Here is a 24,046-nt window from a genome sequence, read left to right as displayed (position 1 = left end):
AATCAGGAGATGCTCAATGCGTAGCCCTATCAAGCTTGAATTTTCCGAGAAGTACGACAAAGACCATGCCCGAGAGTACTTTCTCAAGCACCAGGATGGCTTGGCCCGCCGGCTTTCTCACAAGCGAGATGAGCAGCTGGCCCGCCGCGCGCTGGCGCTGGCGGGTGAACCTGGCCTGGTCCTGGACTTGCCCTGCGGCGCTGGCCGCTTCTGGCCGCTGCTGGCGGAAAAGAACAACCGGGTCATCATCGGTGCCGATAATTCCGAGGCGATGATCGAGACCGCCTGTGCTGCGCAACCGCCAGAGGTGGTGGCGCGGGTACGGCCTTTGCAGACATCGGCATTCGACATCGACTTGCCAGATAATTCCGTCGACAGCATTTTTTGCATGCGGCTGTTTCACCATATTGGCGAGGCCGCCCACAGAAAGAAAATTCTCTCTGAATTTCAACGAGTTAGCCGTGATAGTGTGATCCTGTCACTGTGGGTGGACGGCAACTTCAAGGCTTGGCGGCGCAGAAAACTGGAACAGCGCCGCAGCACCAAAGCCGAGCAGAACCATTATCAGAACCGGTTTGTGTTACCGGCCGACACGGTCGAAGAAGAATTCCGCGCCGCTGGCTTCAGGATCCAGGAACGCCTCGATTTCCTGCCGTTCTATGCCATGTGGCGGGTTTATGTATTGCGTAAGGGGTAGTGTTTGATGGCTGTAGCCCAGAATGGGGAGTCGCGCTTCGATTTTTACTGGCGCCAACAAGGCGAGTGGGTAGAGGAGCCTAACCAGCGCCGGGGTGGCGAAAGTGGTGTGCAACGGCTCAACGATGCCAACGGCAAACTGCTGTATGCAAAGCGTCAGGTCGGGCATATCTATCGCAGCCTGTTGCACCCCTTCGGCCGGCCAACCGTGCTGCGTGAACTCGATGCGCTGAACAGCTTCGAGCAACTGGGGGTGCGTGTACCGCGCCTGGTGTTCTGTGGTGCCCAGCGCGATGCCGACCACCAGTGGCGGGCGCTGCTGGTCAGCGAAGCATTGGACGGGTTTGTGGAGCTGGACACCTGGCATGCCCAAGGTGCCCGAGACCGTTACCCACAGGTGGTCCACGAGCGCATGCTCAAGGACCTGGCCGACAACCTGGCGCGCATGCACCTGGGCCATTGGCAGCACGGCTGCCTGTACGGCAAGCATGTGTTCGTCAAGGTGCTGGGCGAGGGCGAGCAAGCCCGTGTCGAAGTGGCGCTGCTTGACCTTGAGAAGTGTCGGCGACGTTTCAGTTGCCAGCGCGCGGCCGGTAACGACCTGCGCCAACTGCGCCGCCATTCGTCGCTCAACGAGGCGGAATGGCAGACGCTACTCTACTTTTACAAGGTGGCGTTTGGCAGCGCTGTCAAAGGGTTAGGGTAATGAAACTAGAAATAGCTCGAGCTTTGTTCCTGGTAGCGGGCCTGGCGGTAACCACTGTAGCGGTGGCTGCCTGGGAAGAGCCGAGGCCAACGGTATTCAGCAAGGCTGAGATGGCCGCCCAGTGCGCGCTGCCGCGGGACGTGAAACCGCAGCAGAAGGCCAGGGTAGAGCCGGATCAGGATCTGTTGCTGTTGCTGTTTGGCCTGCGCCAAGGTTTGCGGCCATTTGGTTGAAACCGGTGTAGCTGTACATGCCAGGGGCCTCGCAAGCGCGAGGCCCCTGGCATTTCTGCAGGTGGCCCTCGGTGGGCGGGTTTCAGGCGGCAGCAGGCTCCTTGGCCACCGTCTTGTGCGCCAGCAGGGTGTAGATACAAGGCAGCACGAACAGGGTGAACAGCGTGCCGATCGACATGCCGGTCGCGATCACGGTACCGATGTCGAAGCGGCTTACCGCCCCGGCCCCGGTCGCGAGGATCAGCGGCACCATGCCGAACACCATTGCCGCCGTGGTCATCAGCACCGGCCGTAGCCGGATTGCCGCCGCTTCTTCGATTGCCTCGCGTGCGCCCAGGCCAAGCTCATCCCGTAACTGGTTGGCGAACTCGACGATCAGGATGCCGTGTTTGCTGATCAGCCCGATCAATGTCACCAGCCCGACCTGGGTGTAGATGTTCATGCTCGATAGGCCCAGGAACAACGGCAACAGCGCCCCGCAGATCGACAACGGTACCGTTACCAGGATCACCAGCGGATCCCGGAAACTTTCGAACTGGGCCGCCAGGACCAGGAAGATGATCGCCAGTGCCAGGCCAAAGGTCACCCAAAGTGCGCTCCCTTCCTGCACATACTGGCGGGCCACGCCGGCATAGTCGAAGGCGAAACCTTCCGGGGCCTCTTCGCGGGCGATGTCCTGCACGGTCTTCAGCGCTTCGCCCAGGCTGACCATCGGTACGCCTTGAATGATGGCCGAGTTCAACTGCTGGAACTGGTTGAGCTGCCGCGGGCGAGCGCGGTCGGTGAGGGTGACCAGGGTCGCCAGCGGCAGCAGCTTGCCCTGGTCGTTCTTCACGTAGTAGTTGTTCAGCCAACCGGGGTTGTCGCGGTATGCGCGCTCGGCTTGGGCAATGACCTTGTAGCTGCGCCCCTCGAGGGTGAAACGGTTGATTTCGGCTTCACCCAGCAAAGTGGCCAGGGTACTGCCGAGGACGTCCATCGATACCCCCATTTGCGCCGCCTTGGCCCGGTCGATATCGACCACCACCTCGGGTTTGTCAAAGGCCAGGTCGATGTCGAGGAAGGCGAACTTGCCCGATGCCTGGGCCCGAGCCTTGATGCGTTGGGCCACCTCCAGCAGTGCCGGGTAGTCGCCTGCGGTGTTGATCACGAACTGGAACGGCAGGCCTTCGCCGGTGCCGGGCAGCGACGGCAGGTTGAAGCCGAATATCTGCAGGCCGGCGACCTCTTCCAGCTTGGCCTGTACCAGTGGCAGCAGCTCCATTTGCGTACGCTCGCGCTCGTTCCAGGGCTTGAGCAGGAAGCCACCGATGCCGCTTTGCACGCCATTGAAACCGTTGATCTGGAACGACGAATAGTATTCGGGGAAGGTCTTGAACAGTGGGGTGAACTGGTTGGTGTAGGCGTTGAGGTAGTCCAGGTTGGCTGGCTGCGGGGAGCTGCTGATCATGAAGATCACCCCCTGGTCCTCGTTGGGGGCCAGTTCGTTCTGGGTGAACTTCAGCAGTAGCGGAATCAGGCACAGGATGATCACGGCAAACACCAGCACCACCGGCCGGCTGTCGAGCGTGCCGTGCAGCAGGCGCTGGTAGCGTACCTTCAGGCGCGCGAACTGCCGATCGAGCCAGTGGGCCAGGCCGCTGGAATGCTGCTCGCGGCGCAGCAGCAAGGCGCACATCATCGGTGACAGGGTCAGGGCGACGATACCGGAAATGACGACTGCGCCGGCCAGGGTAAGGGCGAACTCCTTGAACAGTGCCCCGGTGAGCCCGCTGAGAAAGCCGATGGGCGCATACACCGCTGCCAGGGTGATGGTCATCGACACCACCGGCATGGCGATCTCGCGCGCGCCTACCAAGGCTGCATCGAACGGCGACTGGCCTTCTTCGATATGCCGGTGAATGTTTTCCACCACCACGATCGCATCGTCCACCACCAGCCCGATGGCCAGGACCATGGCCAGTAGGGTCAGCAAGTTCAGCGAGTAGCCCATCATCTGCATGAAGAACAACACGCCAATCATCGACAGCGGAATGGTCACCACCGGGATCAGCACCGAGCGCAGGGCACCAAGGAACAGGAACACCACGAGGATGACGATCAGCACTGCTTCGCCGAGGGTCTTGATCACTTCGTCGATGGAGGCCTGGATGAACAGTGTGGCGTCGTAGGCGATCGACACCTTCAGCGCCGAGGGTAACTGGCTTTCCAGGTCGGGCATGACCCGCCGTACTTCCTTGATCACCTCCAGCGGGTTGGCGGCGGGCGTGGCCTTGATGCCGATGTACACCGAGGGTGTACCGTCGAATGAGCTGACGGTGTCGTAGTTCTCCGCCCCCATCTCCACCCGCGCCACGTCACCCAGCAGTACGCGGCTGTCGCCACTGGTCTTGACCGGCAGGGCGGCGAACGCCTCGGCTGACTTCAGCTCGGTGCTGGCGTTGATGCTGGTGATCACGTATTCGCCTTTGACTTCGCCAGCAGCGGACAGGAAGTTGTAGCGGCGCACGGCGTCGGTCACGTCGCTGGCCGACAGGCCGAAACCGGCCAGTTTCACCGGGTCCAGCCATAGACGCATGGCAAATACCTGGTTACCGAGGATTTCTGCCTCGGCCATGCCGGGTAGCGTGGCCAGCTTGGGCTGGATAACCCGTGACAGGTAGTCGGTGATTTGCGGGTTGCTCATCTGTTCGCTGTAGAAGCTGATGTACATCAGCGCCGAAGCATCGGCGGCTTCCTTGCTGAGTACCGGGTCTTCGGCGTTCTGCGGCAGCTTGTTGCGCACTTCGTTGGCCTTGGCCAGCAGCTCGGTGAACAGCCTGTCGCTGTCGGCACCGATGCGCGCGTAGATGGATATGACGGAAAAATTCTGCCGGCTCACCGAGGTCATGTAGTCGATACCTTCGGCGCTGGCCAGGCTTTGCTGCAGCGGCTGGGTGATGTAGCCCTGGATGGTTTCGGCGTTGGCCCCGGGGTAGGCCGTGGTGACGGTGATCAAGGCGTTTTCCATGCGCGGATACTGGCGGATCTGCAGCGTGTGCCAGGCCTGGATACCCAGCAACAGGATCAGCAGGCTGACTACGCTGGCCAGCACCGGGCGACGGATGAACGGGTCGGTGAACGCCATGCCAGCCTCCAGTCAGTCCTTGGTCGCGTCGCCCGGGGCGGGCTTGACGGCCTGGTCCTGGCCGATCCGGATTGCGGCGCCGGGGGTCAGCTTCAACTGCCCGGCAGTGACTACCTGTTCCCCAGCCTGCAACCCTTTGCTGACCACCACCAGGCCGTCACGGCGCTCACCGGTCTGCACCGTGCGTTGTTCGGCGACCCATTGAGGTTGGCCGTGTTCATCGTGCTGCGGCTTACCGTTCGGGTCCTTTTTCTCGGTGGCGACATACACCGAGTTGCCGTACAGGGTGTAGGTGATTGCACTTTCCGGCACCACCACCTGCAACTGCGGATCGGGCAGCAGGACCTGCAGGCTGGCGAACATGCCCGGCAGCAATTTGCCGTCGGGGTTGGCCAGGGTGGCCCGCACCAGCAGGTTTCGCGTGGTTTCCTCGACCTTGGGGTTGATGGCGCTGAGGCTGGCGGGGAAGGTCTGGTCCGGGTAGGCAGCCACTTGCACCAGCACCTGCTGGCCGAGGCTCAGCCGGGGCAAGGCCTGTTCCGGCACGTTGAAGTCGACGTACAGGCCGGAGGTGTTCTGCAGGGTCGCGATGACGGTGCCTGGCGCCAGATAATCGCCGACATCCACCTGGCGGATGCCCAGGGTGCCACTGAAGGGCGCGCTGATGCTTTTCTTGTTCTTCGAAGCCTTGAGCTGCTCGACCACCGCCTGATTGCGCTGGTACTGGGCATTGAGGCGGTCATATTCGCCACGGGAGATCGCCGAGTCGCCCACCAGTTGCCGCCCGCGACCGAAGTCGACCTTGGCCAGGCCCAGGTCGGCCACGGCGGTGCCAAGCAATGCGGTTTCCTGGTCATCGTTGAGCCGCAGCAGCAGCTGACCGGCCTTGACCGTTTGCCCAGAGTCGAAATACAGGGCTTTGACGATGCCTTCGACCTCCAGGCTCAACTCGACACCCTGCAGCGCCTTGAGGCTGCCGACCGCGGGCAGGCGCTGTTGCCACTGGCGTTGTTCGGCCAAGGCTGCCGCCACGGTGATAGGCGGTTTGGGGGCAGTGAACATCTGGATCTGCTGGTAGATCGAGAAGGCCTTGTAGCCCCCCAGGGCCAGCACGATCAGCAGAACCACGGCCAACATGATGAGCATGCGGCGGCGCAGCATAGGTCCGGTTCCTTGGATACGGTTGTTATTCGTTCAAGCACGACAACGGGCGATCCTGCCCACGTGGATGGGGGAAGTATTGACTGTTTTTTGTCTGAAGGGGAGGAAATTGTCTGCACCGGCCCTATCGCCGGCAAGCCAGCTCCCACAGGGATCGCCTCAGCACCTTCAGCGCCTGTGAGATCGAGCGCCGCGCGGGCGGCGCTCGATCTCACAGGCGCTGCATATCTTGTGACAAACACCTATCAGCCCTGATGCGACCCCTGTGGGAGCCGGCTTGCCGGCGATAGGGCCCGTGAAGGCCACGGATCAATCAGACCAGATGCAGGTGGTTGTCCCAGAACCCGGACGGCAGGCTCATCGGTTGCCCGACCAGTTGCGCCTTGGTGCAATCGTAGAAGCGGCAGCGGCCCTGCCCGGAGGTCACGACAAAACCGTCCTTGACGGCACCGACCCCGGCACAGTCGGGCATAGGGGCGTCGAGCCGCACAGCGCCGCTGTCCAGGTCCCAGACGAACAGGCGGTTGGCCCGTGGCGCGGTCAGCGCCACCAGCCGCAGCTCGCTGTGGATCGCCACACTGGCGGTGTACTGGGCCATGGCCTGCAATTGCTGCTCGGGCACCGGAAAGGCCTTGAACGGCTCGCCCGGGCGCTTGATGGCCAGCAACTCGGCCGTTTCATCGGCGTCGCCCATGAACTGCTGGCAGGCGGCAATGGTGCCATCGCTGCCCACTGCCAGGTGGCGTACGCTGTTCATCTGCTGGGCCAGGGTTTCCTTGCTCAACAAGGTGCCGTCACGCTGCATCAGCACCAGGCTCGGCTCCATGGCATCGAGGTTCATCTCGACCCGGCTTTCGGCCTCGGTGCGGATCCCGCCGTTGGCCACCACCAGGGTTTCGCCGTCGGGTAGCCAGGCCACCTCGTGCGGGCCAATGCCGTGGGTAGGAAGCTCGCCAGTGTGTACCAGGCGCGCACCTTCGAAGCGGTACACGCCGAGCACGCCACGCCCCGGGTCGCGGGTGTCGTTCTCGGTGGCGTACAGCCATTCGCCGCTTTTATGCACTACCGCATGGCCGTAGAAGTGCCGGTCCGGTTGCGAAACTACCGTTTGCAGCAAGCGCCCGTCGCGCAAGTCGACCAGGTAGCTTTCGGTACCGGGGCGGCGAGCGACGAACAGGGCGATCGGCTGTTCAGGGTGATGGATGATGGCATGGCAACGCTGGGCAACCTGGGTGCTGAACACCTGGGTGCCGTCCAGGCGGAACCCTACGGCATAGTGCTTGCCGTCGCCGTCGTCACGCGCCGAGAGCAGCAAGGGTTCGCTGCCTTTATTGCGGAACAGGCTCCAGCCACCCAGGGTAAGGGCGCTGAGCAGTACGCTACCGAGTTTGAGGGCCTGGCGTCGCAGCATGATCAGTCACCGTCGTTGGCATTGAAGCCCAGCTGGATGTTCAACGCCTTGGCCAGGTCGCCTTCGTGCAGGCGGTGGACCACGTTGAGGCTGTCATAGAGCTGGTTGAGGGTTTGTTGACCCACGTCGTCGGCCAGCAACTCGCCCAGGGTCTTCTGGTTGTCGGCCAGCAGTTTGAGCGAGGTAGCGTAGGCGGCGTCGATCTTTTCTGCCAACGCTTTCTGATCACTGGGCAGCAGGCCGCGCAAACCCTGGTTGTCGACCCCAACCCACACGGTCTGGGCAGCCTTGAGGGTGGCTTCCAGGCTTTTCAGTGAGCTGTGGCTGCGCCAGGCCTCGGCCTGCAGCGGCTGCGCGATGCCCTTGCTCTGGCGGCCCATGGGGGCGCCGAGTTTTTTCTTCAGCGTATCCAGTGCGGTCACCTGGGAGCGCAGCAGGTCGGCGATAGCCTCGTGGGAATCGGCGTAGCGCTGGTTGGGGAACTTGGTCATCTGCGAGAGCATGCCGTCGGTGCTGTTCCAGCTCTTGAGGATGTCCTCGGCCAACAGCTTCTGGTGCTCGCTGATGGCGACCAGCAGCGGGCAATAACGGGCCTTCTGTTCGGCTGTGGCGATGTCCGGCTTGCTGTCGAACAGAATGTACTCATAGGCCGACAGCCCACGCACCACCACGCTGGCCTTGCCCAGCGCGGCCACATCGACTGGTTTGTCGCCGTTGACCAGTTGCTCTACCTGGCGGCCGACCAGGTTTTTCTTGTCGGGCCAGAACTGCACCTGCCAGGCGCGGTTGCCTTCGGCCAGAGGGCCCACCAGCAGCGGTTGCAGTTCAGCCCAGGCTTTTTGTGCGTTGAGGAAGTCGGCACGGGCCTTTTCCAGGTCTTCCTTGCCTTCGCAGTAGGCCAAGGCGCTGGCGGCCAGGGTACGGTCGGCTTCGACCCAGCGGCTGTAGGTGGGCAGGATCACCTGTTTGGCGATGGCGGCGGAGGTCACTGCTTGCGGGTCCTGCGGCGAGCAGGCGCCAAGGGCGAGTGCGGCGAGGCTGGTGAACAACAATTTGGGTCGGAACATGCCGGCTCCTTTGCGCGTTTAAAGGGAATTCAGGAACGCCAGCAGCGCGGCGCGCTGCTCGGCATTGAACGTGAGAACGAAATTGCGTGCCGCTTCGGCTTCGCCGCCATGCCAAAGCACGGCTTCGAGCAGGTTACGCGCGCGGCCATCGTGCAGGAACTGGCTGTGGCCGCTGACCGTTTCGCTCAGGCCGATGCCCCACAGCGGCGCAGTACGCCAGTCCTGGCCGTTGGCGGCGAATTCGGTGCGCTCGTCGGCCAGGCCCGGCCCCATGTCGTGCAGCAGCAGGTCGCTGTAGGGGCGGATGACCTGGTGGGCCAGCTCTGGTTCGGTTGCATCGGCGGCGGTGGTGAACTGCGGTGTATGACAACCCTGGCAGCCGGCCTGGTAGAACAGGTTCTTGCCCGCCAGCACCTGTGGCGCGCCCACGTCGCGGCGTGCCGGCACGGCCAGGTTGCGGGTATAGAAGGTGACCAGGCGCAGAATGTTGTCGCTGACTTCCTTCTCGCCATCGGCGCCGTCGCCATTGGGCGCAGCCAGGCACGCGGTTTGCGCCGTGGTGCAGTCGTCCTTGGGCTGCAGGGTACTGGTCAGGCCCATGTCGCCGGCGAAGGCGTGCACGTTCTGCTGGTTGACGTTGGGTTGGCCGGCCTTCCAGCCGAAGCGCCCGACCACGGTCTTGCCCTGGGCGTCATCCCATACCCGGTTGGCCCGCCCGCGAATGCCGTCGTGGTTACGGTCGTCGGGGTCTTCGTTGGTCAGCAGTGCGGCTTCGGGGATGGCTTCGAGCAGGCCCAGGCCGATCATCGGCGGGGCTACCCGTGCGGAAAACCGGGTGTCGGGGTGCATCACGCCGTAGCCCAACTGGGTGATCTGCAGGCTCGGCTTGCGCAGTTGCACCTGATGGCCATCCTCGAACGTCACCGTGTGCTGGGTATAGCTCACCCGCACCTTGCCTTCCGGGGCCACGCCGGGGATGGCCATGTCTTGCAACTGGGTGCCATAGACCGGTTCCGGCACCACGCCGATGCGCTCGATCACCTTGGCCAGGTAGGGTTGGTCGGGAATCGACAGGCGCACCAGCATGCCGACGGCGTTGCTGTCATTGGCGGCGGGGGGATGACCACGGCCGTCGCGCACATGGCAGTTCTGGCAGGCATTGGTGTTGAACAGCGGGCCCAGGCCATCGCGTGCAGTCGTGGTGGAGGGGGCGATCACCCAGGGGCTACGGAAGAAGCTGTTGCCTACGGCGAAGTCCAGCCGCCGTTCCGGCGAAAGGTTGGCCGAGGGCTGGGCGTAAGCGTTGCGGTCACTGCGCTGTACGGTGGCCAGGCCAGCCGACAAGGCTTCGCCGGGCTCGGCCTGGGTGAAGCGCGGGGCGTCGTCACAGGCAGCGAGGGCAAAGGCTAGCAGCAGGGGGCTGAGTCGAAACAGCGACAACGACATCGAGAATCCTGGGCTTGGGCAAAAAACCGGCGTGCAAGCTTAGCAGGCCCAGGATCATTGAATAAGAGCAATTTGCGTTTGCTCGATGAAATCGTCGTTAGTCGTGGCCCTCAGGCGATATACAGCTTGAACTGGCGGTTCACCAGGCTGACGATCAGGTTCTTGTTGCCACCATTGCGATTATTGCCGGCCACTTCGATGACCTCGTCGCTGTCATAGTCCATGGTGCGGGCAGTGAGCTGTTTGATGGCATTCTCGTGTGCCGGTTTCCAGTAATCCTGGAAGACCCAGATGCTGGCTTCGGCAGCGGGGCCGAGGATGAGGCGCAAGGCTTTATGGTTTTCATTGGTATTGCCGATCCACGGTACGGCCAGTTCGCCGTTCCAGGCGTCCTGGGCGCCGACTGCAACGCTTTTGCCGCGGTTCTCACCGTCGACCACGGTGAGGGTGTAGGGGGTGTTGTTGGCGATGGAGCAAAGGTAGGTGACGCTGGCCATGTGAAGGTCCTTTTACGGTCGGGTTTCTGGGCGGGGTAACGGGCTGCTCGGGCTGCGGTAGACGTACACGCCAAGCAAGGTGATCTCGTTGAAAGGCGGGTCCAGTTCGGCGGGGTCAAAGCGCCCCAGCAGCTGCAGGCCCTGGGCAAGGGCGACAGCCTCGAACATCTTGCGGTCGGATTCGTTGGGGTCGTACAGGTAGATCTTGCCGGAGTGGGCAAGCACCCTGCACATCTCCAGGGCCACGTGGTAAGTGATGGGGGCGCCCATCAGGGTTACGTGGGGTATGGCGCGGGTGTCCAGCGGGAAACGGGGCGCATCGTATTCATCGACCTGATACAGGTGGGGGATGCGCTCGCCTGTGCGCGGCCCGTTGGAAATGCGCTGGCCGGCTTTATTCAGGTTATAGGCGTGGGTGAAGCCGGTCACGATGTCCTTGCCCCCCACACGCTGAACGATTCGGCCTTCTCCCCAAACATCAAGAATCTGTAGCACTGCGCCCTCCGGCCTGGTGATCCCGTGAATGGGGCCAGCATGAAGGGCGAAACGCAGGACAGGCATCTGGAACCCCAGCACCTGCAGCACAAACGCAAACGCCCGGCACAAGGCCGGGCGTTCGGGGTGAGGCGCCGTTACCGAATCAGAACTCGTGGTCCGCGGTATCCGGGTTCAGGTTGGCAATACCGAGCTTGCCCGCAGCCTGTTCGATCGCACCGGTCTGCTTGACCAGGGCGGCGATGGCATCGCGAACGATCTGGTTGCCGGCAGCGTTGTCGGGGGCGATCAACTGGTCGTAGTGCTCGCCTTTTTGCGCATGGTCGACCATGACCTGGATCTTGGCCTCGGTGGCCTCCAGGTCGGCCTTGAGGGTGGCGTCGGCCGCCGGGTCAACCTTGGCTACCAGGGACGACAGGCTCGGGCCGCTGACCTTGGTGCCGTCCGGGCGGGTGTACTCGCCCAGGTAGACATTGCGGATACCCTTGGCATCGTAGAAGTGCGAGTAGTGGGTGTTGTCGCTGAAGCAGTCCTGCTCGTCTTCCGGCGAGTTGGCTTCCAGGGAAACCTTCATGCGTTCACCGGCCAGTTCGCCCAGCGACAGGCTACCCATGCCGAACAGCATCTTGCGCAGGCCATCGTTGACCGGCTCGGCTTCGAGCTTGGCGCGGTAGTTGTCGGTGACGTTCGGAGCCCAGTTGCCGACCATCTCTTCAAGGTCGGTGACCAGCAACTGGGTCACGGCTTTGAGGTAGGCGCGGCGGCGCTCGTTGTGGCCACCGGTAGCACCCTGGCCTTCCAGGTAGTCTGACGCCGGGCGGGCGCCGGCGCCCGGGCCGGTACCGTTGAGGTCCTGGCCCCACAGGAGGAATTCGATGGCGTGGTAGCCCGTGGCGACGTTGGCTTCGGACCCTGCCAGTTCGTTCAGGCTGGCCAGCTTCTCGGGGGTTATGTCCTTGACGTCGATCTTTTCTTCGCCGACCTGGATCTCGGTGTTGGCGATGATGTTGGCGCTGGCGGCGGGGTTGCCCAGGGCATGCTCGTAGCTCTTGTCGACATAGTCGATCAGGCCTTCGTCCAACGGCCACGCGTTCACCTGGCCTTCCCAGTCGTCGATGATGGTGTTGCCGAAGCGGAAGGCTTCGCTTTGCAGGTAAGGCACGCGTGCAGCAACCCAGGCTTGCTTGGCAGCCTTCAGGGTTTCATCGTCTGGCTTGGCAAGGAACGCGTCAACAGCGGTCTGCAGGGTTTTCGCGGTGCTCAGCGAGTCGCTGTACACGGCGTAGACCATTTCTGCGTAATGCTTGACCACGGCTTTGCCAGCGGCTTCGTCGACAGCCCCAGGCGCCGCGGCGGTGGTGCTGGCGGCAGCGGGTGCCTGTGCTTGCGCAGCGGCAGCCTTGTCGTCTTTTTCGCCGCAACCGGCGAGAGCGATGGCCATGGCCAGCAGACTGGCGGAGGCCAGAGGCATTCGAATCATTATGGGTTTCCTGCGTCGTGTGGTTGGACAGTGCGCCTAGGCATGCGAAACGGCAACATCATGCGAAAGATTTGCATTTGCTGTAAAGGGGCGGGGGCGCATTTCATGCAAATCCAGGTCGCTGGCTTGGCCGGGCGAGCAGGTTCAGAGCATCGAGACTTGGTTACGTTGGGCTTGCTTGAGGAAGTGAGTCAGTTCACGCGCCGACAGCGGCTTGCTGTAGTGATAGCCCTGGCCCTCGTGGCAGCCCTGGGCAATGATGTAGGTTTCCTGCTCGGCGGTTTCCACGCCTTCGGCGATGACCTGCATGCCCAGGCTCTTGCCCAGCTGGATGATGGCGCGAACGATGGTAGCGTCGTCATCGTCATCAAGCAGGTCCTGGACGAAGCTCTTGTCGATCTTGATCTTGTCCAGCGGCAATGACTTCAGGTAGCTGAGCGACGAGTAACCGGTGCCGAAGTCGTCGATCGCAATCAGCGCCCCGGAACGGCGTAGGCTCAGCAGGTGCTGGGCGGCAGTGCTGATGTCTTCCATCAGGCCGGTTTCGGTAACCTCCAGCTCCAGGCTGCGCGGTGGCAGGCGGTAGGCCTGCAACAGGTTGTTGACCACCCGCGGCAGCTCGCTGTGGTGCAACTGCACGGTAGACAGGTTGACCGCCATGCGCAGGTCGCTGAAGCCCAGGTCGTGCCATTCACGCAATTGCCGGCAGGCCTGGTCGAGTACCCATTCGCCGATGCTGATGATGCTGCCGTTCTGTTCGGCCAGCGGGATGAACTGGTCGGGTGGCACCATGCCCAGTTCCGGGTGCTGCCAGCGCAGCAGGGCCTCCACGCCGACCACCCGGTGGTCGCGGTAGCTGATCTGTGGCTGGTACACCAGGTACAGCTGGTTACGCGGCAGGGCTTCGCGCAGGTCTTTTTCCAGCTCGCGGCGGCGGCGCATTTCACTGTCGACGCTGGCAATGTAGAACTGGTAGCGGTTGCGCGAGCGGGCCTTGGCCAGGGTCATGGTCTGCTCGGCTTTCTGCAGGAGTTTTTCCGTGCTGTCGCCGTCTTCCGGGAACAGGGTGATGCCGATGGTGGCGCGCAGGCGGATCTGTTGGTGATCGAGGTCGAACGGCACCTCCAGGTCATCCAGGATGCTTTGCGCCAGTTCGGCAGCCTCGTAGGGCTGCTCGATGTTGGCTTGCACCAGGGCAAACTGGTCGCCGCCCAGCCGCGCCAGGGCCCCCAGGCGGCCGCTATGCGCCCGCAGGCGGTCGGCCAGGGCCAGCAACAGTTGGTCACCTACCTGGTAACTGAATTGTTCGTTGATGCCCTTGAAGTCGTCCAGGCCCACGCACAGTACCGCCACCCGGTGTTGCAGGCGGCCACCGTCAACCAGGATCTTGTCCAACTGCTGCTGCAGCTGCTGGCGGTTGGGCAGGCCGGTCAGGAAGTCGTATTGAGCCATGCGCTGCAGGCTGTTTTCCGCTTCGTGACGCAGATGGGTGTTGCGCTCGATCGAAGCCAGCAACTGGTTGGCCGTGTTGACCCAAAGGCCCAGTTCGTTCTTTTCGTGCCCCTTGAGCAGCGGGATCTGGTGCTGGCTGGGGCGATCGGGGTTGATCTGCGTGAGGTGCTCAATGATCTTCGACAGCGGCTTGGTCAGCAGCCAGTGGTAAACCAGGTACAGCACCAGGCCCATGGCCAGGGCGCGCAGGACGCCGGAAATGAAGATGATGACCGCGTTGATCAGGAAATCTTCACCGTAGGCAGAGGTGTCGAGGGTGATGCTGAGGTCGCCGTAGTATTCGCTGTAGGGGCCGCGGCCGACCAGTTGCGTGGTATAGGTACGTTCCTGGCCGAGAATCAGGTCGGTCAGCCAGCGCATGGAGGTGTCACGCAGCGGCCTGGATTTTTCTGCCAGCATGGTTTCATTGGGGTGGCCGATGGACGCCATGCGTACCGATTCGTCCTGGAACAGGCCTTCCATCACCTGCATGCCCATTTCACGGTCGAGGCTGTACACCGCCTGGGTCGACGGGTCGCGGAACATGTCGAGGATGCGCTGGGCATCGTTGTTCACGGTCTGGCGGGTCTTGTAGGTGTCGTAGACAATTTGCGCACAGCTGAGCAGTACGCCGACCGCCAGCGCCGACAGCAGCACGACCCTGAGCAACTTGACCGACAAGCTGTTCCGCAATTCCAGCTTCAATGGGGTTTCCTTAATCCATGCGCGTGGCAGCATTTTGCCATCAACGATGACGATACACTATCGGCCTACCATGAGCAGTGTATCGGTTGCCTGCCCCTGCAACTTGAGTGCGCTGTATCAATCTTACAAAGATTTGATGTTAGCGCGCTCTGCCGCCTGAGCAAGCTGAACCGTGCGGGTCGGTGTACCGGCGCGGCGGCCCCTGGCAGGCACAAAAAAACCCGGCACATGGCCGGGTTTTCTGTTCAAGGCTTGGTGACTCAGGCCTTGAAGGTCTTGCCTTCGAACTGCTCGGCAACGAAGGCCCAGTTGACCAGGTTCCAGAACGCCTCGACGTACTTCGGACGCAGGTTGCGGTAGTCGATGTAGTAGGCGTGTTCCCAGACGTCGCAGGTCAGCAGCGGGGTGTCGCCGCTGGTCAGCGGGCAGCCGGCGCCAATGGTGCTGGCCAGGGCCAGGGAGCCGTCGGCTTTCTTCACCAGCCAGCCCCAGCCGGAACCGAAGGTGCCAACAGAAGTCTTGGTGAACTCTTCCTTGAACTTGTCGAAGGAACCGAAGGCGGCGTTGATGGCATCGGCCAGAGCGCCGGTTGGCTGACCGCCGCCGTTTGGCGACAGGCAGTTCCAGTAGAAGGTGTGGTTCCAGACTTGAGCGGCGTTGTTGAAGATACCGCCCGAAGAGGCCTTGACGATTTCTTCGAGGGACTTGCCTTCGAATTCGGTGCCTGGGACCAGGTTGTTCAGGTTCACGACATAGGTGTTGTGGTGCTTGTCGTGGTGATACTCCAGGGTTTCCTTGGAGATGTGCGGCTGCAGGGCATCGTGGGCGTACGGCAGCGGCGGCAATTCAAAAGCCATGGTGGATCTCCTGATTCAGGTCTGTTTGCGGTTTGCGCAAGGCCGATCACGGGCGGCCCGATCAGCGTCGGCGAGTTTTTACTCTTTGCGACGCAAGGGCTGGATCATAGCACCGGGTCCGGCGCATAACCACGCAACAAACATAGGGAATAGAGGTTCCGGGGCGGTTGAGCCATGCCGACCGGTGGTCTCGGGCTCTGCCTGCCAGGGCCCTTGAGATCAGTTGAAGATCAACTGCGCCGCCACCGCAAACATCATTATCGCCACCATCAGGTCGAGCATGCGCCAGGTTGCCGGCCGCGCCAGCCACGGGGCCAGCCAGGCCGCGCCGAGCGCCAGGGTCGAGAACCACAGCAGTGAAGCGCTGGCGGCCCCTGCCACATAAGCACCGGGCTCGGTCTGCTGGGCGCCCAGCGAGCCGATCAGCAACACTGTGTCGAGGTATACGTGCGGGTTCAGCAATGTCACCGCCAAGGCACTGAGCAGTACCGCACGACGTGAACGTGTGCCCTGGCCTTGCTGGTGCTGCAGGCTTTGTTTTGAACAGGCACTGCGCAAAGCCTTGGCCCCGTACCAGATGAGGAACACCGCACCGCCCCAACGGGCGATCGCCAGCAAGGTCGGGTTGTGTGCCAGTACGGTGGCCAGGCCAAACACACCGGCCGCCACCAGGATGGCATCACAGACGATGCACAGCGCCGCCACCGGCAGGTGGTGCTCGCGGCGCAGGCTTTGAGCAAGTACGAAGGCGTTCTGGGCGCCGATGGCCATGATCAGGCCGAAAGCCACCAGCATGCCGTTGAGATAGCTTTGCCACATGGCCAGGCTCTCCGAAAAGGTCATAAAAGATGCTGGTCATTGTGTTGGTTGGGGCGGTATAAGAAAAACAAATAAAGCTGATCCCTCATTAGGAAAATCGATGTTCGACTACAAGCTGCTTGCCGCCCTGGCGGCCGTGATCGAACAGGGTGGTTTCGAGCGTGCCGCGCAAGTGCTGGGCCTGTCGCAATCGGCCATTTCCCAGCGCATCAAACTGCTCGAGGCGCGGGTCGGCCAGCCCGTGCTGGTGCGCGCTACGCCGCCCAGCCCGACCGAGGTCGGCCGCCAGTTGCTCAACCATGTGCAGCAGGTGCGCCTGCTTGAACGTGACCTGCAGCGTCAGGTGCCAGCGCTGGACGAAGAAGGTATGCCAGAGCGCCTGCGCATCGCCCTCAACGCCGACAGCCTGGCCACTTGGTGGGCTGGCGCGGTGGGCAACTTTTGTGCGCAGCAGAACGTGCTGACCGACCTGGTGGTAGAGGACCAGGAAGTGGGCCTCAAACGCATGCGTGCGGGTGAGGTGGCGGCCTGCCTGTGTGGCAGTGAACGGCCTGTGGCAGGGGCGCGCAGCCTGCCGCTGGGGGCAATGCGTTATCGGGCGTTGGCCAGCCCCGGGTTCATGGCGCGCCATTTTCCCCAAGGCTTTGTCGCCAGCCGCCTGGCCCGCACCCCGGCCATCGTATACGGCCCGGACGACTTCCTGCAGCACCGCTACCTGGCATCGCTGGGCATTGAGGACGGTTTCCTGCACCACCTGTGCCCGTCATCCGAAGGTTTCCTGCGCATGACCGAGGCCGGCCTGGGCTGGGGGCTGGTGCCCGAATTGCAGGCCCGCGAACAATTGGCCGCTGGGCAGTTGGTGGAAATTTGCAGCGATACCCCCATCGATGTGCCGCTGTACTGGCATCATTGGCGCAATGGCGGGCAATTGCTCGCGCAACTGACCGAGCATCTGCGGCATACGGCAGGGCAATGGCTGGTGCCGTTGTAGCCGCGGCTGGCGTCAGTTGCATCTGAAATCTGGCAAGACGGAGTGTTACATGCGAATTCTGGTCACCGGCGCGAGTGGCTTCATTGGCGGGCGCTTTGCGCGTTTCGCCCTGGAGCAGGGCCTGGACGTGCGGGTCAGCGGCCGCCGCGCGGAGGGGGTGGAGCACCTGGTCAAGCGCGGTGCCCAGTTCATCCCCGGCGACCTGAACGATGCCGAGCTGGCCCGGCGCCTTTGCCAGGGCGTCGAAGCGGTGGTGCACTGTGCCGGCGCGGTGGGGCACTGGGGGCGTTATCAGGATTTCTACCAAGCCAACGTGGTGGTCACCGAGAACGTGGTCGAAGGGTGCCTCAAGGAGCACGTGCGGCGCCTGGTGCACCTGTCGTCGCCGTCCATGTACTTCAACGGCCGCTCGCGCCTCGACATCCGGGAAGATCAAATACCGCGCCGCTTCCATGACGATTATGGGAAAACCAAGCACCTGGCCGAGCAGAAAGTGTTCGGCGCGCAGGAGTTCGGCCTCGAGGTGTTGGCACTGCGACCCCGCTTCGTCACCGGTGCCGGCGATGCCAGCATCTTCCCGCGGCTGATGCAGATGCAGCGCAAGGGCCGGGTAGCGATCATCGGCAATGGCCTGAACAAGGTTGATTTCACCAGTGTGCACAACCTCAACGAGGCACTGCTCAGTGCCCTGTTCGCCGATGACCGGGCATTGGGCCAGGCCTACAACATCAGCAACGGCCAGCCGCTGCCGTTGTGGGACGTGGTCAACTACGTGATGCGCCAGATGCAGCTGCCGCAGGTGACCCGCTACCGTTCCTACGGCCTGGCCTACAGCCTGGCTGCGCTCAACGAAGCCGCCTGCATGTTATGGCCGGGGCGCCCGCAACCAACCTTGTCGCGGTTGGGAATGCAGGTCATGAGCCGTGATTTCACCCTCGACATCAGCCGCGCCCGGCAGCACCTGGATTATCAGCCGAAGGTCAGCCTGTGGACGGCGCTGGATGAATTCTGCGCCTGGTGGAAACATCAGCCGCCGGGGCAGTGAACCCGGCGCGCCGATGAGGGTCAGCAGTGCGCCGCGCGAGCGGTTTATACTCCCGTTTCTTTGCTATTACCGCGGTTGAACTCACCCATGCGCAACGATGCTCACGACAATTTCGATGATGTGCCAACCCTGCGGGCCGGCACCCCTGATGATGACGAACTGTTGCCGGCGCACGTGGCCCGTAGCCGCCAGAAGGCGGCCAGGCCGGCCAGCACCGGGCCTTTGTGGGTGCTGCTGGGGGCCTCGTTCATAGCCCTGGCCGGGCTGGGCTGGTGGAGCTTCCAGCAGATCTCGCTGATGGAGCAGCAACTGGTGGCCACCCAGGAAAGCTTTGCCCGCATCAGCGAGGACGCAGCGGGGCGCTTACAGGCAATCAGTGGCAAGGTCGCTGCCAGCGAATCGTCGGTCAACACCGGCAGCGAGGCGCTCAAGCTGCAGATCCGCCAGTTGCAGGCCAGCCTGGCCGAGCAGAGCAAGCAGCAGCAAGGCGTGGCTGGCCAGGCCGGCGACCTGGGCAAGCGCCTGGAGCAGGTGCTGGCCGATACGCGTGAGCAGCAGAAAGCCGTGACTGAACTGCAGGGCCAACTGCAGGCGCAGCTCAAGGCTGTGAATGCCGAACTGGCGGCGTTGAAGTCGGGCCAGGTGGACGGAGGCAAGCTTGACGGGCAGCTCAAAAACCTGAGCGAGGAGGTGGCTGCGCTCAAGAAGCAGGGCAACCCGAGTGCGGCGATCGAAAGCCTGGAGCAGGACGTGCTGGTGCTCAAGACCCAAATGGAAAACCGCGCTTCGCCGGGCACAAGTGGCGCATCGGTACAGGAGTTCGATGCGTTCCGCGGGCAGACCACGCGCAACCTCAACACCCTTCAGAGCCAGATCCAGAACCTGCAGCAGCAAATCAACGCTCGGCCCTGAATGGCCTGAACCCGCTGCTACAGGTGCACGGTAGCAGCGGGTTCACTGGGTTACAGGCGCGGGTAATCGATATACCCCACCGGCCCCTTGCTATAGAACGTTTCGGGGTGCGCCTCGTTCAACGGTGCATCTGCTGCCAGGCGTGCCGGCAGGTCCGGGTTGGCAATGAACGGCACCCCGAACGCCACCGCATCGGCCTTGCCATCGGCCAGCGCTGCATTGGCACTTGCCTTGTCGAAACGCTCGTTGACGATGTATGGCCCACCGAATGCCGCCTTGATCAACGGCCCGATGCTGTCGTCGGCCTCACGCTCCCGCGAGCAAATGAAGGCGATGCCGCGTTTGCCCAGTTCGCGGGCAACATACGTGAAAGTCTCGGCACGGTCGGCGTCACCCATGTCGTGGGCGTCGGCACGTGGTGCCAGGTGCACGCCGACCCGGTTGGCCCCCCACACCTCGATGGCGGCATCGGTCACTTCCAGCAGCAGGCGCGCGCGGTTTTCCAGCGAGCCGCCGTAGCGGTCGGTGCGCTGGTTGGTACTGCTTTGCAGGAACTGGTCGAGCAGGTAGCCATTGGCCCCGTGAATTTCCACACCATCGAAACCGGCGGCCTTGGCGTTTTCCGCGCCGCTGCGGTAGGCCTCGACGATGTCGCTGATTTCTTCGGTTTCCAGTGCGCGCGGGGTGGGATAGTCACTCAGCGGGCGTACCAGGCTGACATGGCCTTTGGCCTGGATCGCGCTGGGGGCTACCGGCAGTTCACCATTCAAGTAGCTGGGGTGCGAGATACGCCCCACGTGCCACAGTTGCAGGAATATGCGCCCGCCAGCGCCATGCACGGCCTTGGTGACATTGGTCCAGCCGCGAACTTGCTCATCGTTCCAGATACCGGGCGTATCCGGGTAGCCCACGCCCATGGCGGTGACCGAGGTTGCCTCGCTGAGAATCAGCCCGGCGCTGGCGCGTTGGACGTAGTACTCGGCCATAAGAGCATTGGGCACGCGGCCCTCGTCTGCACGGCAGCGGGTGAGTGGGGCCATGATGATGCGGTTGGGCAACTGCAGGTCGCCCAGGGTGATCGGATCGAAAAGCGTGGTCATGTCGGTTACCTGCTGGTCAAAGCGCTTGGCGCAGTTGTTCCAGGAACGCCTGGATGGTGGCTTCGTTGCGTTTGAAGAAATGCCATTGGCCGATTTTCTGGCTGCTGATCAGACCGGCACGCTGCAAGGTGGCCAGGTGGGCAGAGACGGTCGACTGCGACAGGCCGCAGCGTTGGTCGATCTGCCCGGCACACACACCGTTTTCGGTGCTGTGGTACTGGTCCGGGAACTGGTTTGCCGGGTCTTTCAGCCAGCTGAGAATTTCTCGCCTGACCGGGTGGGCCAGCGCTTTTATGATTTCGTCGAGATCGAGTGGCATGGCGTGAGGCTCGTTGTAGCGGTATATCGCGATAGGGCGAAATATAAATCGCTGAATGCCGATATCCAAATATCCAGTGGTGCTTAGCTGAGTGCAAATCGCTATATCGCGTTATAACGATATTGGGCGCCGCGGTGGTAGACTGCGCTCATGAACTACCTTGCACACTTGCACCTGGGTGGGCCGGCCCCGCAACAACTGCTGGGCAGCCTGTACGGCGATTTCGTCAAAGGCTCGCTGGACGGGCGCTTCCCGCCTGCTTTGGAGGCGGCTATCCGGCTGCACCGGCATATCGACAGCTATACCGACCGGCACCCATTGGTACTGGCGGCGCTGGCGCGGTTCCCACGTGAGCGGCGGCGCTTCGCCGGCATCGTGCTGGACGTGTTTTTCGACCACTGCCTGGCGCGGCATTGGCACGACTATGCCGAGCAGCCCTTGGCGCAGTTCACTGGCGCGTTTTATCGGGTATTGCTGGCGGAGCCGGAGCTGCCGGGGCGGCTGGCGCGCATTGCGCCGTTCATGGCTGCCGATGACTGGTTGGGGGCTTATGGCGACTTCGCCACGCTGGAGCAGGTGTTCAACGGTATTGGCCGGCGGCTGTCGCGGCCAGACGCGATGGCGGGGGTGATGGTGGAGCTGGAGCGGCTGTACGAGCCGCTGCTGGCGGACTTTCGCGCGTTCTACCCGCAATTGCAGGCGTTTGCAGCGGCGGGGCGCGTGTCAGGCAGCTGATGTTGCTTGCCTGTTGTGGCCCTCGCCGGCAAGCCAGCTCCCACAAGTTCACTGCAGGTTTGCAGGCCAACGCAGTACCTGTAAAGCCGGCTTGCCGGCGATAGGGCCGCAACATGAGATAGAGATCAGGCAGCCCGCGCCTGCCGCCGTGGCGCCGCCTCGACGTTTTCGAACTCATACAACGCCAGGTGAATCGCCTGCTGTGCCTGCATTGCCAGCAGCGCACGTTCCTTGCCCACAGTCCCGATGGGCGGCAACAGGTGAATGCAGACCTGCGCACGTGGCTGGGCGAACAGGCGCAGCAGGTGCGCTACCAGGTCGTCGTCACCAATAAAAGGCGCAACGGGATCGATCTGGCCGTCGCGCAGGTATTGGATGGCCACTGGCTGCACCGCTACGCCACGGTCGATGGCCGCTGCCAGCAGGCGGCCATGGAAAGTGCGCAAGGCGTGACCGCTGGTGGTGGTGCCTTCAGGAAAGATCAGCAGCGGCCGGGCCAGGCCCAGTTGCCTGGCAATCTGCTCGCGCAGCCGTTCGCTGTCGCCGCCCCCACGACGAATGAACAGCGTGCCGGCCTGTTCCGCCAGCCAGCCGGCCAGCGGCCACTGGCGCACTTCGGCCTTGGACAGGAATGACAGGGGCATCAGCATGCCCAGCAGGGGGATGTCGGTCCACGACACATGGTTGCTGACCCACAACATCGGCCGCTGCGGCAACGCACCGCTCACCTGCACGTCGAAGGGCAGGGCTGCGACCAGGCGCTTCATGAACAGGCAGGTCCAGCGCTGGCGCCGTTCGAGCGAGGCCTTCAGGCCCAGCCGCTGCCCCACGGCGATCACGCAGGCCATCAGCACGCCGAGCAGCACGACCAGCAGCAGCCTGCAGACGCGGGCCAGCACCCGCAGCCTGGGCATCAGACTGCCGCCTTGAAGTGGCGGGCGTAGCGCGGGCACAGGTCGTCGCGCTTGAGCAGGATGAACACGTCGGCGACCTGGAAGTCTTCGTCCCAGCACGGCTCGCCGCAGATCTTTGCACCCAGGCGCATGTACGCTTTGAGTAGCGGAGGCAGTTCGGCAATCACATTGTTGGGCAGCGCCAGGTTCGGCAGCGGCTTCTTCGGTTCGGCACGCAGGTGCTCGGTACACAGGTAGCGCTCGCGCAGGCGCTGCATCACGGCCTGGGCCTGTACGCCGCCGTCCTGCATGGGGATGCTGGCGCAGCCCATCAGGTAACGGTAGCGGCCTTCGTTGAGGACCTCGGCCAGTTCGCCCCAGAGCACCGCGATGGTGCCGCCGTTGCGGTAGGCGGGGGCTACGCAGGTGCGCCCCAGTTCAAGGATCGGCCCTTGCAGCTGCAACAGGCCGTGCAGGCGGAATTCTTCTTCGCTGTAGAAACGCCCCAGGCTGCTGGCGGCCTGGTGGTCAAGCAGCCGGGTGGTGGCCACCAGCTTGCCGGTACTCAGGTCGCGTACACCAATGTGGCGGCAGTGCACGTCATAGTCGTCCATGTCCAGGCCGTGCTCGGCACCTTTGAGTTTGGCCTTGAATTCTGCGCTGAACACTTGGTAACGCAAGGCTTGGGCTTCTTGCAGCGCCTTGGCGCCAACCAGGCGTTCGGCTTGCAGACGGCGTTCAGTGCGGTTGTCGCCAGCGTGAGCGATCCGAGTCATTGCGAGTCTCCATAAGCCAGCCATGAAGGGTTGCGGCCGGTCGGCTTTGTTGTGCAAAGTCAGCCTAGGTAGACGCGGTGTCACCCCGGTGACGCTTTGGTGATGCTTGCGTGACAACCCCTGGGGCTTGACCGCCGAGCCCTTCAGCAAGGAGCCCAGCCATGGCCTGGTTGCAACGACTCAACGATCCGCTTCGCCAACCACTGGCGGGCACCCTGGGCGAAACCTACGCGGCGCTGCTCGAGCGCTTGGGCCCGGTAGCACCGTTTGAACTGGCGGTGCTGGGCGGGCGCGCGATGGCCACCCCGGGCCTGGCATTTCTGGTGGGGTACCAGGCGGCGCTGCGGGTATTGTGGCCCAGTGCCCCCGCCAGCCTCGGTGCCCTGTGCGCTACGGAGCGGCGCAGCGTGCGGCCGGCCGACATGCACACGCGCCTGCACGGTTTGCGCCTGACGGGACGCAAGGACTTCGTCACGGCAGGCCTGGAGGCGGAATGGTTGCTGGTGGCAGCGCGCAGCGAAGCAGCTGGGGCCGCACCGCGTTTGAACCTGGCCGTGGTCTACCCTGGCGAGCCGGGGGTGACCCTGGAGCCACTGCCAACCCTGCCGCTGATGCCGGAAGTGGGCCATGGCCGGTTGCGGCTGGACCAGGCTGCGTGTGAGTTGCTGGCCGGTGATGGCTGGGACGCCTATGTGAAGCCGTTCCGCTCGCTGGAGGACTTGTATGTGCTGACGGCCCTGGCTGCCTGGTTGTATGGCGTAGGGCACGCGTGTGCCTGGCCGCAGGACTTGCGCCTGCAGTTGCTCGGGCTGTTGGCGGGGTGTGCCGAGGGCAGCCGACAGTGTGCTGATAGTGTCGCTTGCCATCTGCTGCTGGGTGGCCTGTACGTGCAATTTCAGGCCCTGCGGCCGCAGGTAGACGCGGCGTTGGCGGCAGGGCCGGCGCATTGGGCCGAGCTGTGGCAGCGTGATCAGGGGGTGATGGCGCTGGCTGCCGCGGCGCGGGAGAAACGGCTGCACAAGGCCTGGGCTGCTGTGGGCTCTGCATGAGTGCGCAAGACCCTGCAGGGCACGCCGCTTGCTGC

The 24,046-nt window shown here is 63.2% G+C and carries 23 protein-coding genes; 8 read left to right on the top strand and 15 right to left on the bottom strand.

The genetic code is table 11. The features are described from left to right. Positions 1 to 16: 16 nt before the first annotated feature. The 3 genes from GEV39_RS19860 to GEV39_RS19850 are packed head-to-tail and all read left to right on the top strand — an operon-like array spanning position 17 to position 1,635. Entirely contained in the window at positions 17 to 697 is a 681-nt protein-coding gene (locus GEV39_RS19860) for a class I SAM-dependent methyltransferase (protein WP_054913949.1), read from the top strand. A 6-nt stretch (positions 698 to 703) separates the two neighbouring features. Next, entirely contained in the window at positions 704 to 1,402 is a 699-nt protein-coding gene (locus GEV39_RS19855) for a lipopolysaccharide kinase InaA family protein (RefSeq protein WP_173890951.1), read from the top strand. Then, on the top strand, positions 1,402 to 1,635 hold the full coding sequence (locus tag GEV39_RS19850; RefSeq protein WP_029887498.1) for a hypothetical protein: 234 nt from the start codon (positions 1,402 to 1,404) through the stop codon (positions 1,633 to 1,635). The genes GEV39_RS19855 and GEV39_RS19850 overlap by 1 nt, the downstream gene beginning before the upstream one ends. 82 nt (positions 1,636 to 1,717) lie before the next feature. Here the strand turns inward: GEV39_RS19850 and GEV39_RS19845 are convergent, their stop codons facing one another. From GEV39_RS19845 to GEV39_RS19795, 11 genes are all read right to left on the bottom strand, one after another. After that, positions 1,718 to 4,762 carry a multidrug efflux RND transporter permease subunit gene (locus tag GEV39_RS19845; RefSeq protein ID WP_173890950.1) on the bottom strand — a complete coding sequence of 1,015 codons (3,045 nt, stop codon included), beginning with the start codon at positions 4,760 to 4,762 and terminating at the stop codon, positions 1,718 to 1,720. A gap of 12 nt (positions 4,763 to 4,774) precedes the next feature. After that, complete coding sequence (locus GEV39_RS19840; RefSeq protein ID WP_173890949.1) at positions 4,775 to 5,923, bottom strand: efflux RND transporter periplasmic adaptor subunit; 1,149 nt, start codon at positions 5,921 to 5,923, stop codon at positions 4,775 to 4,777. A gap of 313 nt (positions 5,924 to 6,236) precedes the next feature. Beyond that, entirely contained in the window at positions 6,237 to 7,334 is a 1,098-nt protein-coding gene (locus GEV39_RS19835; protein WP_173890948.1) for a DUF1513 domain-containing protein, read from the bottom strand. A gap of 2 nt (positions 7,335 to 7,336) precedes the next feature. After that, positions 7,337 to 8,401: an imelysin family protein gene (locus tag GEV39_RS19830; protein ID WP_173890947.1), complete on the bottom strand. Its 1,065-nt coding sequence runs from the start codon at positions 8,399 to 8,401 to the stop codon at positions 7,337 to 7,339. An 18-nt stretch (positions 8,402 to 8,419) separates the two neighbouring features. Further along, positions 8,420 to 9,847 (bottom strand): di-heme oxidoreductase family protein, encoded by a 1,428-nt coding sequence (locus tag GEV39_RS19825; RefSeq protein WP_173890946.1) that lies wholly within the window; start codon positions 9,845 to 9,847, stop codon positions 8,420 to 8,422. 110 nt (positions 9,848 to 9,957) lie between these two features. Next, positions 9,958 to 10,344 (bottom strand): hypothetical protein, encoded by a 387-nt coding sequence (locus tag GEV39_RS19820; protein ID WP_009686821.1) that lies wholly within the window; start codon positions 10,342 to 10,344, stop codon positions 9,958 to 9,960. Positions 10,345 to 10,356: 12 nt separating this feature from the next. Then, on the bottom strand, positions 10,357 to 10,839 hold the full coding sequence (locus GEV39_RS19815) for a hypothetical protein (protein WP_033691313.1): 483 nt from the start codon (positions 10,837 to 10,839) through the stop codon (positions 10,357 to 10,359). A gap of 145 nt (positions 10,840 to 10,984) precedes the next feature. Next, positions 10,985 to 12,319, bottom strand: coding sequence for an imelysin family protein (locus GEV39_RS19810; RefSeq protein ID WP_173890945.1), 1,335 nt, complete (start codon positions 12,317 to 12,319; stop codon positions 10,985 to 10,987). Positions 12,320 to 12,463: 144 nt separating this feature from the next. After that, positions 12,464 to 14,515: a putative bifunctional diguanylate cyclase/phosphodiesterase gene (locus tag GEV39_RS19805; RefSeq protein ID WP_173890944.1), complete on the bottom strand. Its 2,052-nt coding sequence runs from the start codon at positions 14,513 to 14,515 to the stop codon at positions 12,464 to 12,466. A gap of 260 nt (positions 14,516 to 14,775) precedes the next feature. Then, entirely contained in the window at positions 14,776 to 15,372 is a 597-nt protein-coding gene (locus GEV39_RS19800; RefSeq protein ID WP_009686825.1) for a superoxide dismutase, read from the bottom strand. Positions 15,373 to 15,591: 219 nt separating this feature from the next. After that, on the bottom strand, positions 15,592 to 16,191 hold the full coding sequence (locus tag GEV39_RS19795) for a LysE/ArgO family amino acid transporter (protein ID WP_173891732.1): 600 nt from the start codon (positions 16,189 to 16,191) through the stop codon (positions 15,592 to 15,594). Positions 16,192 to 16,291: 100 nt separating this feature from the next. Between GEV39_RS19795 and GEV39_RS19790 the strand changes: the two genes are divergently transcribed. The 3 genes from GEV39_RS19790 (at position 16,292) to GEV39_RS19780 (ending at position 19,139) form a co-directional block, all read left to right on the top strand. Next, positions 16,292 to 17,182 carry a LysR family transcriptional regulator ArgP gene (locus GEV39_RS19790; RefSeq protein WP_173890943.1) on the top strand — a complete coding sequence of 297 codons (891 nt, stop codon included), beginning with the start codon at positions 16,292 to 16,294 and terminating at the stop codon, positions 17,180 to 17,182. Between the two features lie 49 nt (positions 17,183 to 17,231). Continuing rightward, complete coding sequence (locus tag GEV39_RS19785) at positions 17,232 to 18,227, top strand: NAD-dependent epimerase/dehydratase family protein (RefSeq protein ID WP_173890942.1); 996 nt, start codon at positions 17,232 to 17,234, stop codon at positions 18,225 to 18,227. Positions 18,228 to 18,314: 87 nt separating this feature from the next. Further along, positions 18,315 to 19,139, top strand: coding sequence for an ATPase (locus GEV39_RS19780; RefSeq protein WP_173890941.1), 825 nt, complete (start codon positions 18,315 to 18,317; stop codon positions 19,137 to 19,139). Positions 19,140 to 19,189: 50 nt separating this feature from the next. On the opposite strand, the gene GEV39_RS19775 is transcribed toward GEV39_RS19780, so the two are convergent. Both GEV39_RS19775 and GEV39_RS19770 read right to left on the bottom strand, forming a co-directional pair. Continuing rightward, positions 19,190 to 20,239, bottom strand: coding sequence for an alkene reductase (locus GEV39_RS19775; protein ID WP_009686830.1), 1,050 nt, complete (start codon positions 20,237 to 20,239; stop codon positions 19,190 to 19,192). A gap of 16 nt (positions 20,240 to 20,255) precedes the next feature. Continuing rightward, positions 20,256 to 20,558, bottom strand: a complete 303-nt coding sequence (locus tag GEV39_RS19770; RefSeq protein WP_054906130.1) for an ArsR/SmtB family transcription factor — start codon at positions 20,556 to 20,558, stop codon at positions 20,256 to 20,258. A 150-nt stretch (positions 20,559 to 20,708) separates the two neighbouring features. Between GEV39_RS19770 and GEV39_RS19765 the strand changes: the two genes are divergently transcribed. Beyond that, positions 20,709 to 21,293, top strand: coding sequence for an acyl carrier protein phosphodiesterase (locus GEV39_RS19765; protein ID WP_173890940.1), 585 nt, complete (start codon positions 20,709 to 20,711; stop codon positions 21,291 to 21,293). Positions 21,294 to 21,418: 125 nt separating this feature from the next. Here the strand turns inward: GEV39_RS19765 and GEV39_RS19760 are convergent, their stop codons facing one another. Beyond that, on the bottom strand, positions 21,419 to 22,207 hold the full coding sequence (locus GEV39_RS19760) for a lysophospholipid acyltransferase family protein (RefSeq protein WP_173890939.1): 789 nt from the start codon (positions 22,205 to 22,207) through the stop codon (positions 21,419 to 21,421). After that, positions 22,207 to 22,962 carry an L-ornithine N(alpha)-acyltransferase gene (gene olsB, locus GEV39_RS19755; RefSeq protein WP_173890938.1) on the bottom strand — a complete coding sequence of 252 codons (756 nt, stop codon included), beginning with the start codon at positions 22,960 to 22,962 and terminating at the stop codon, positions 22,207 to 22,209. Before olsB ends, GEV39_RS19760 begins: the two co-directional genes overlap by 1 nt. 161 nt (positions 22,963 to 23,123) lie before the next feature. Between olsB and GEV39_RS19750 the strand changes: the two genes are divergently transcribed. Further along, the gene (locus GEV39_RS19750) at positions 23,124 to 24,011 is read left to right on the top strand and encodes an acyl-CoA dehydrogenase middle domain-containing protein (protein WP_173890937.1); all 888 of its coding nucleotides are present in this window, start codon (positions 23,124 to 23,126) and stop codon (positions 24,009 to 24,011) included. Positions 24,012 to 24,046: the final 35 nt, after the last annotated feature.

Source organism: Pseudomonas sp. NY5710 (assembly GCF_013305665.1).
GTDB classification, from domain to species: Bacteria; Pseudomonadota; Gammaproteobacteria; order Pseudomonadales; family Pseudomonadaceae; genus Aquipseudomonas; species Aquipseudomonas juntendi.
Note: the sequence above shows the minus strand (reverse complement) of the source record. Positions and strands in the feature narration are given on the sequence as shown.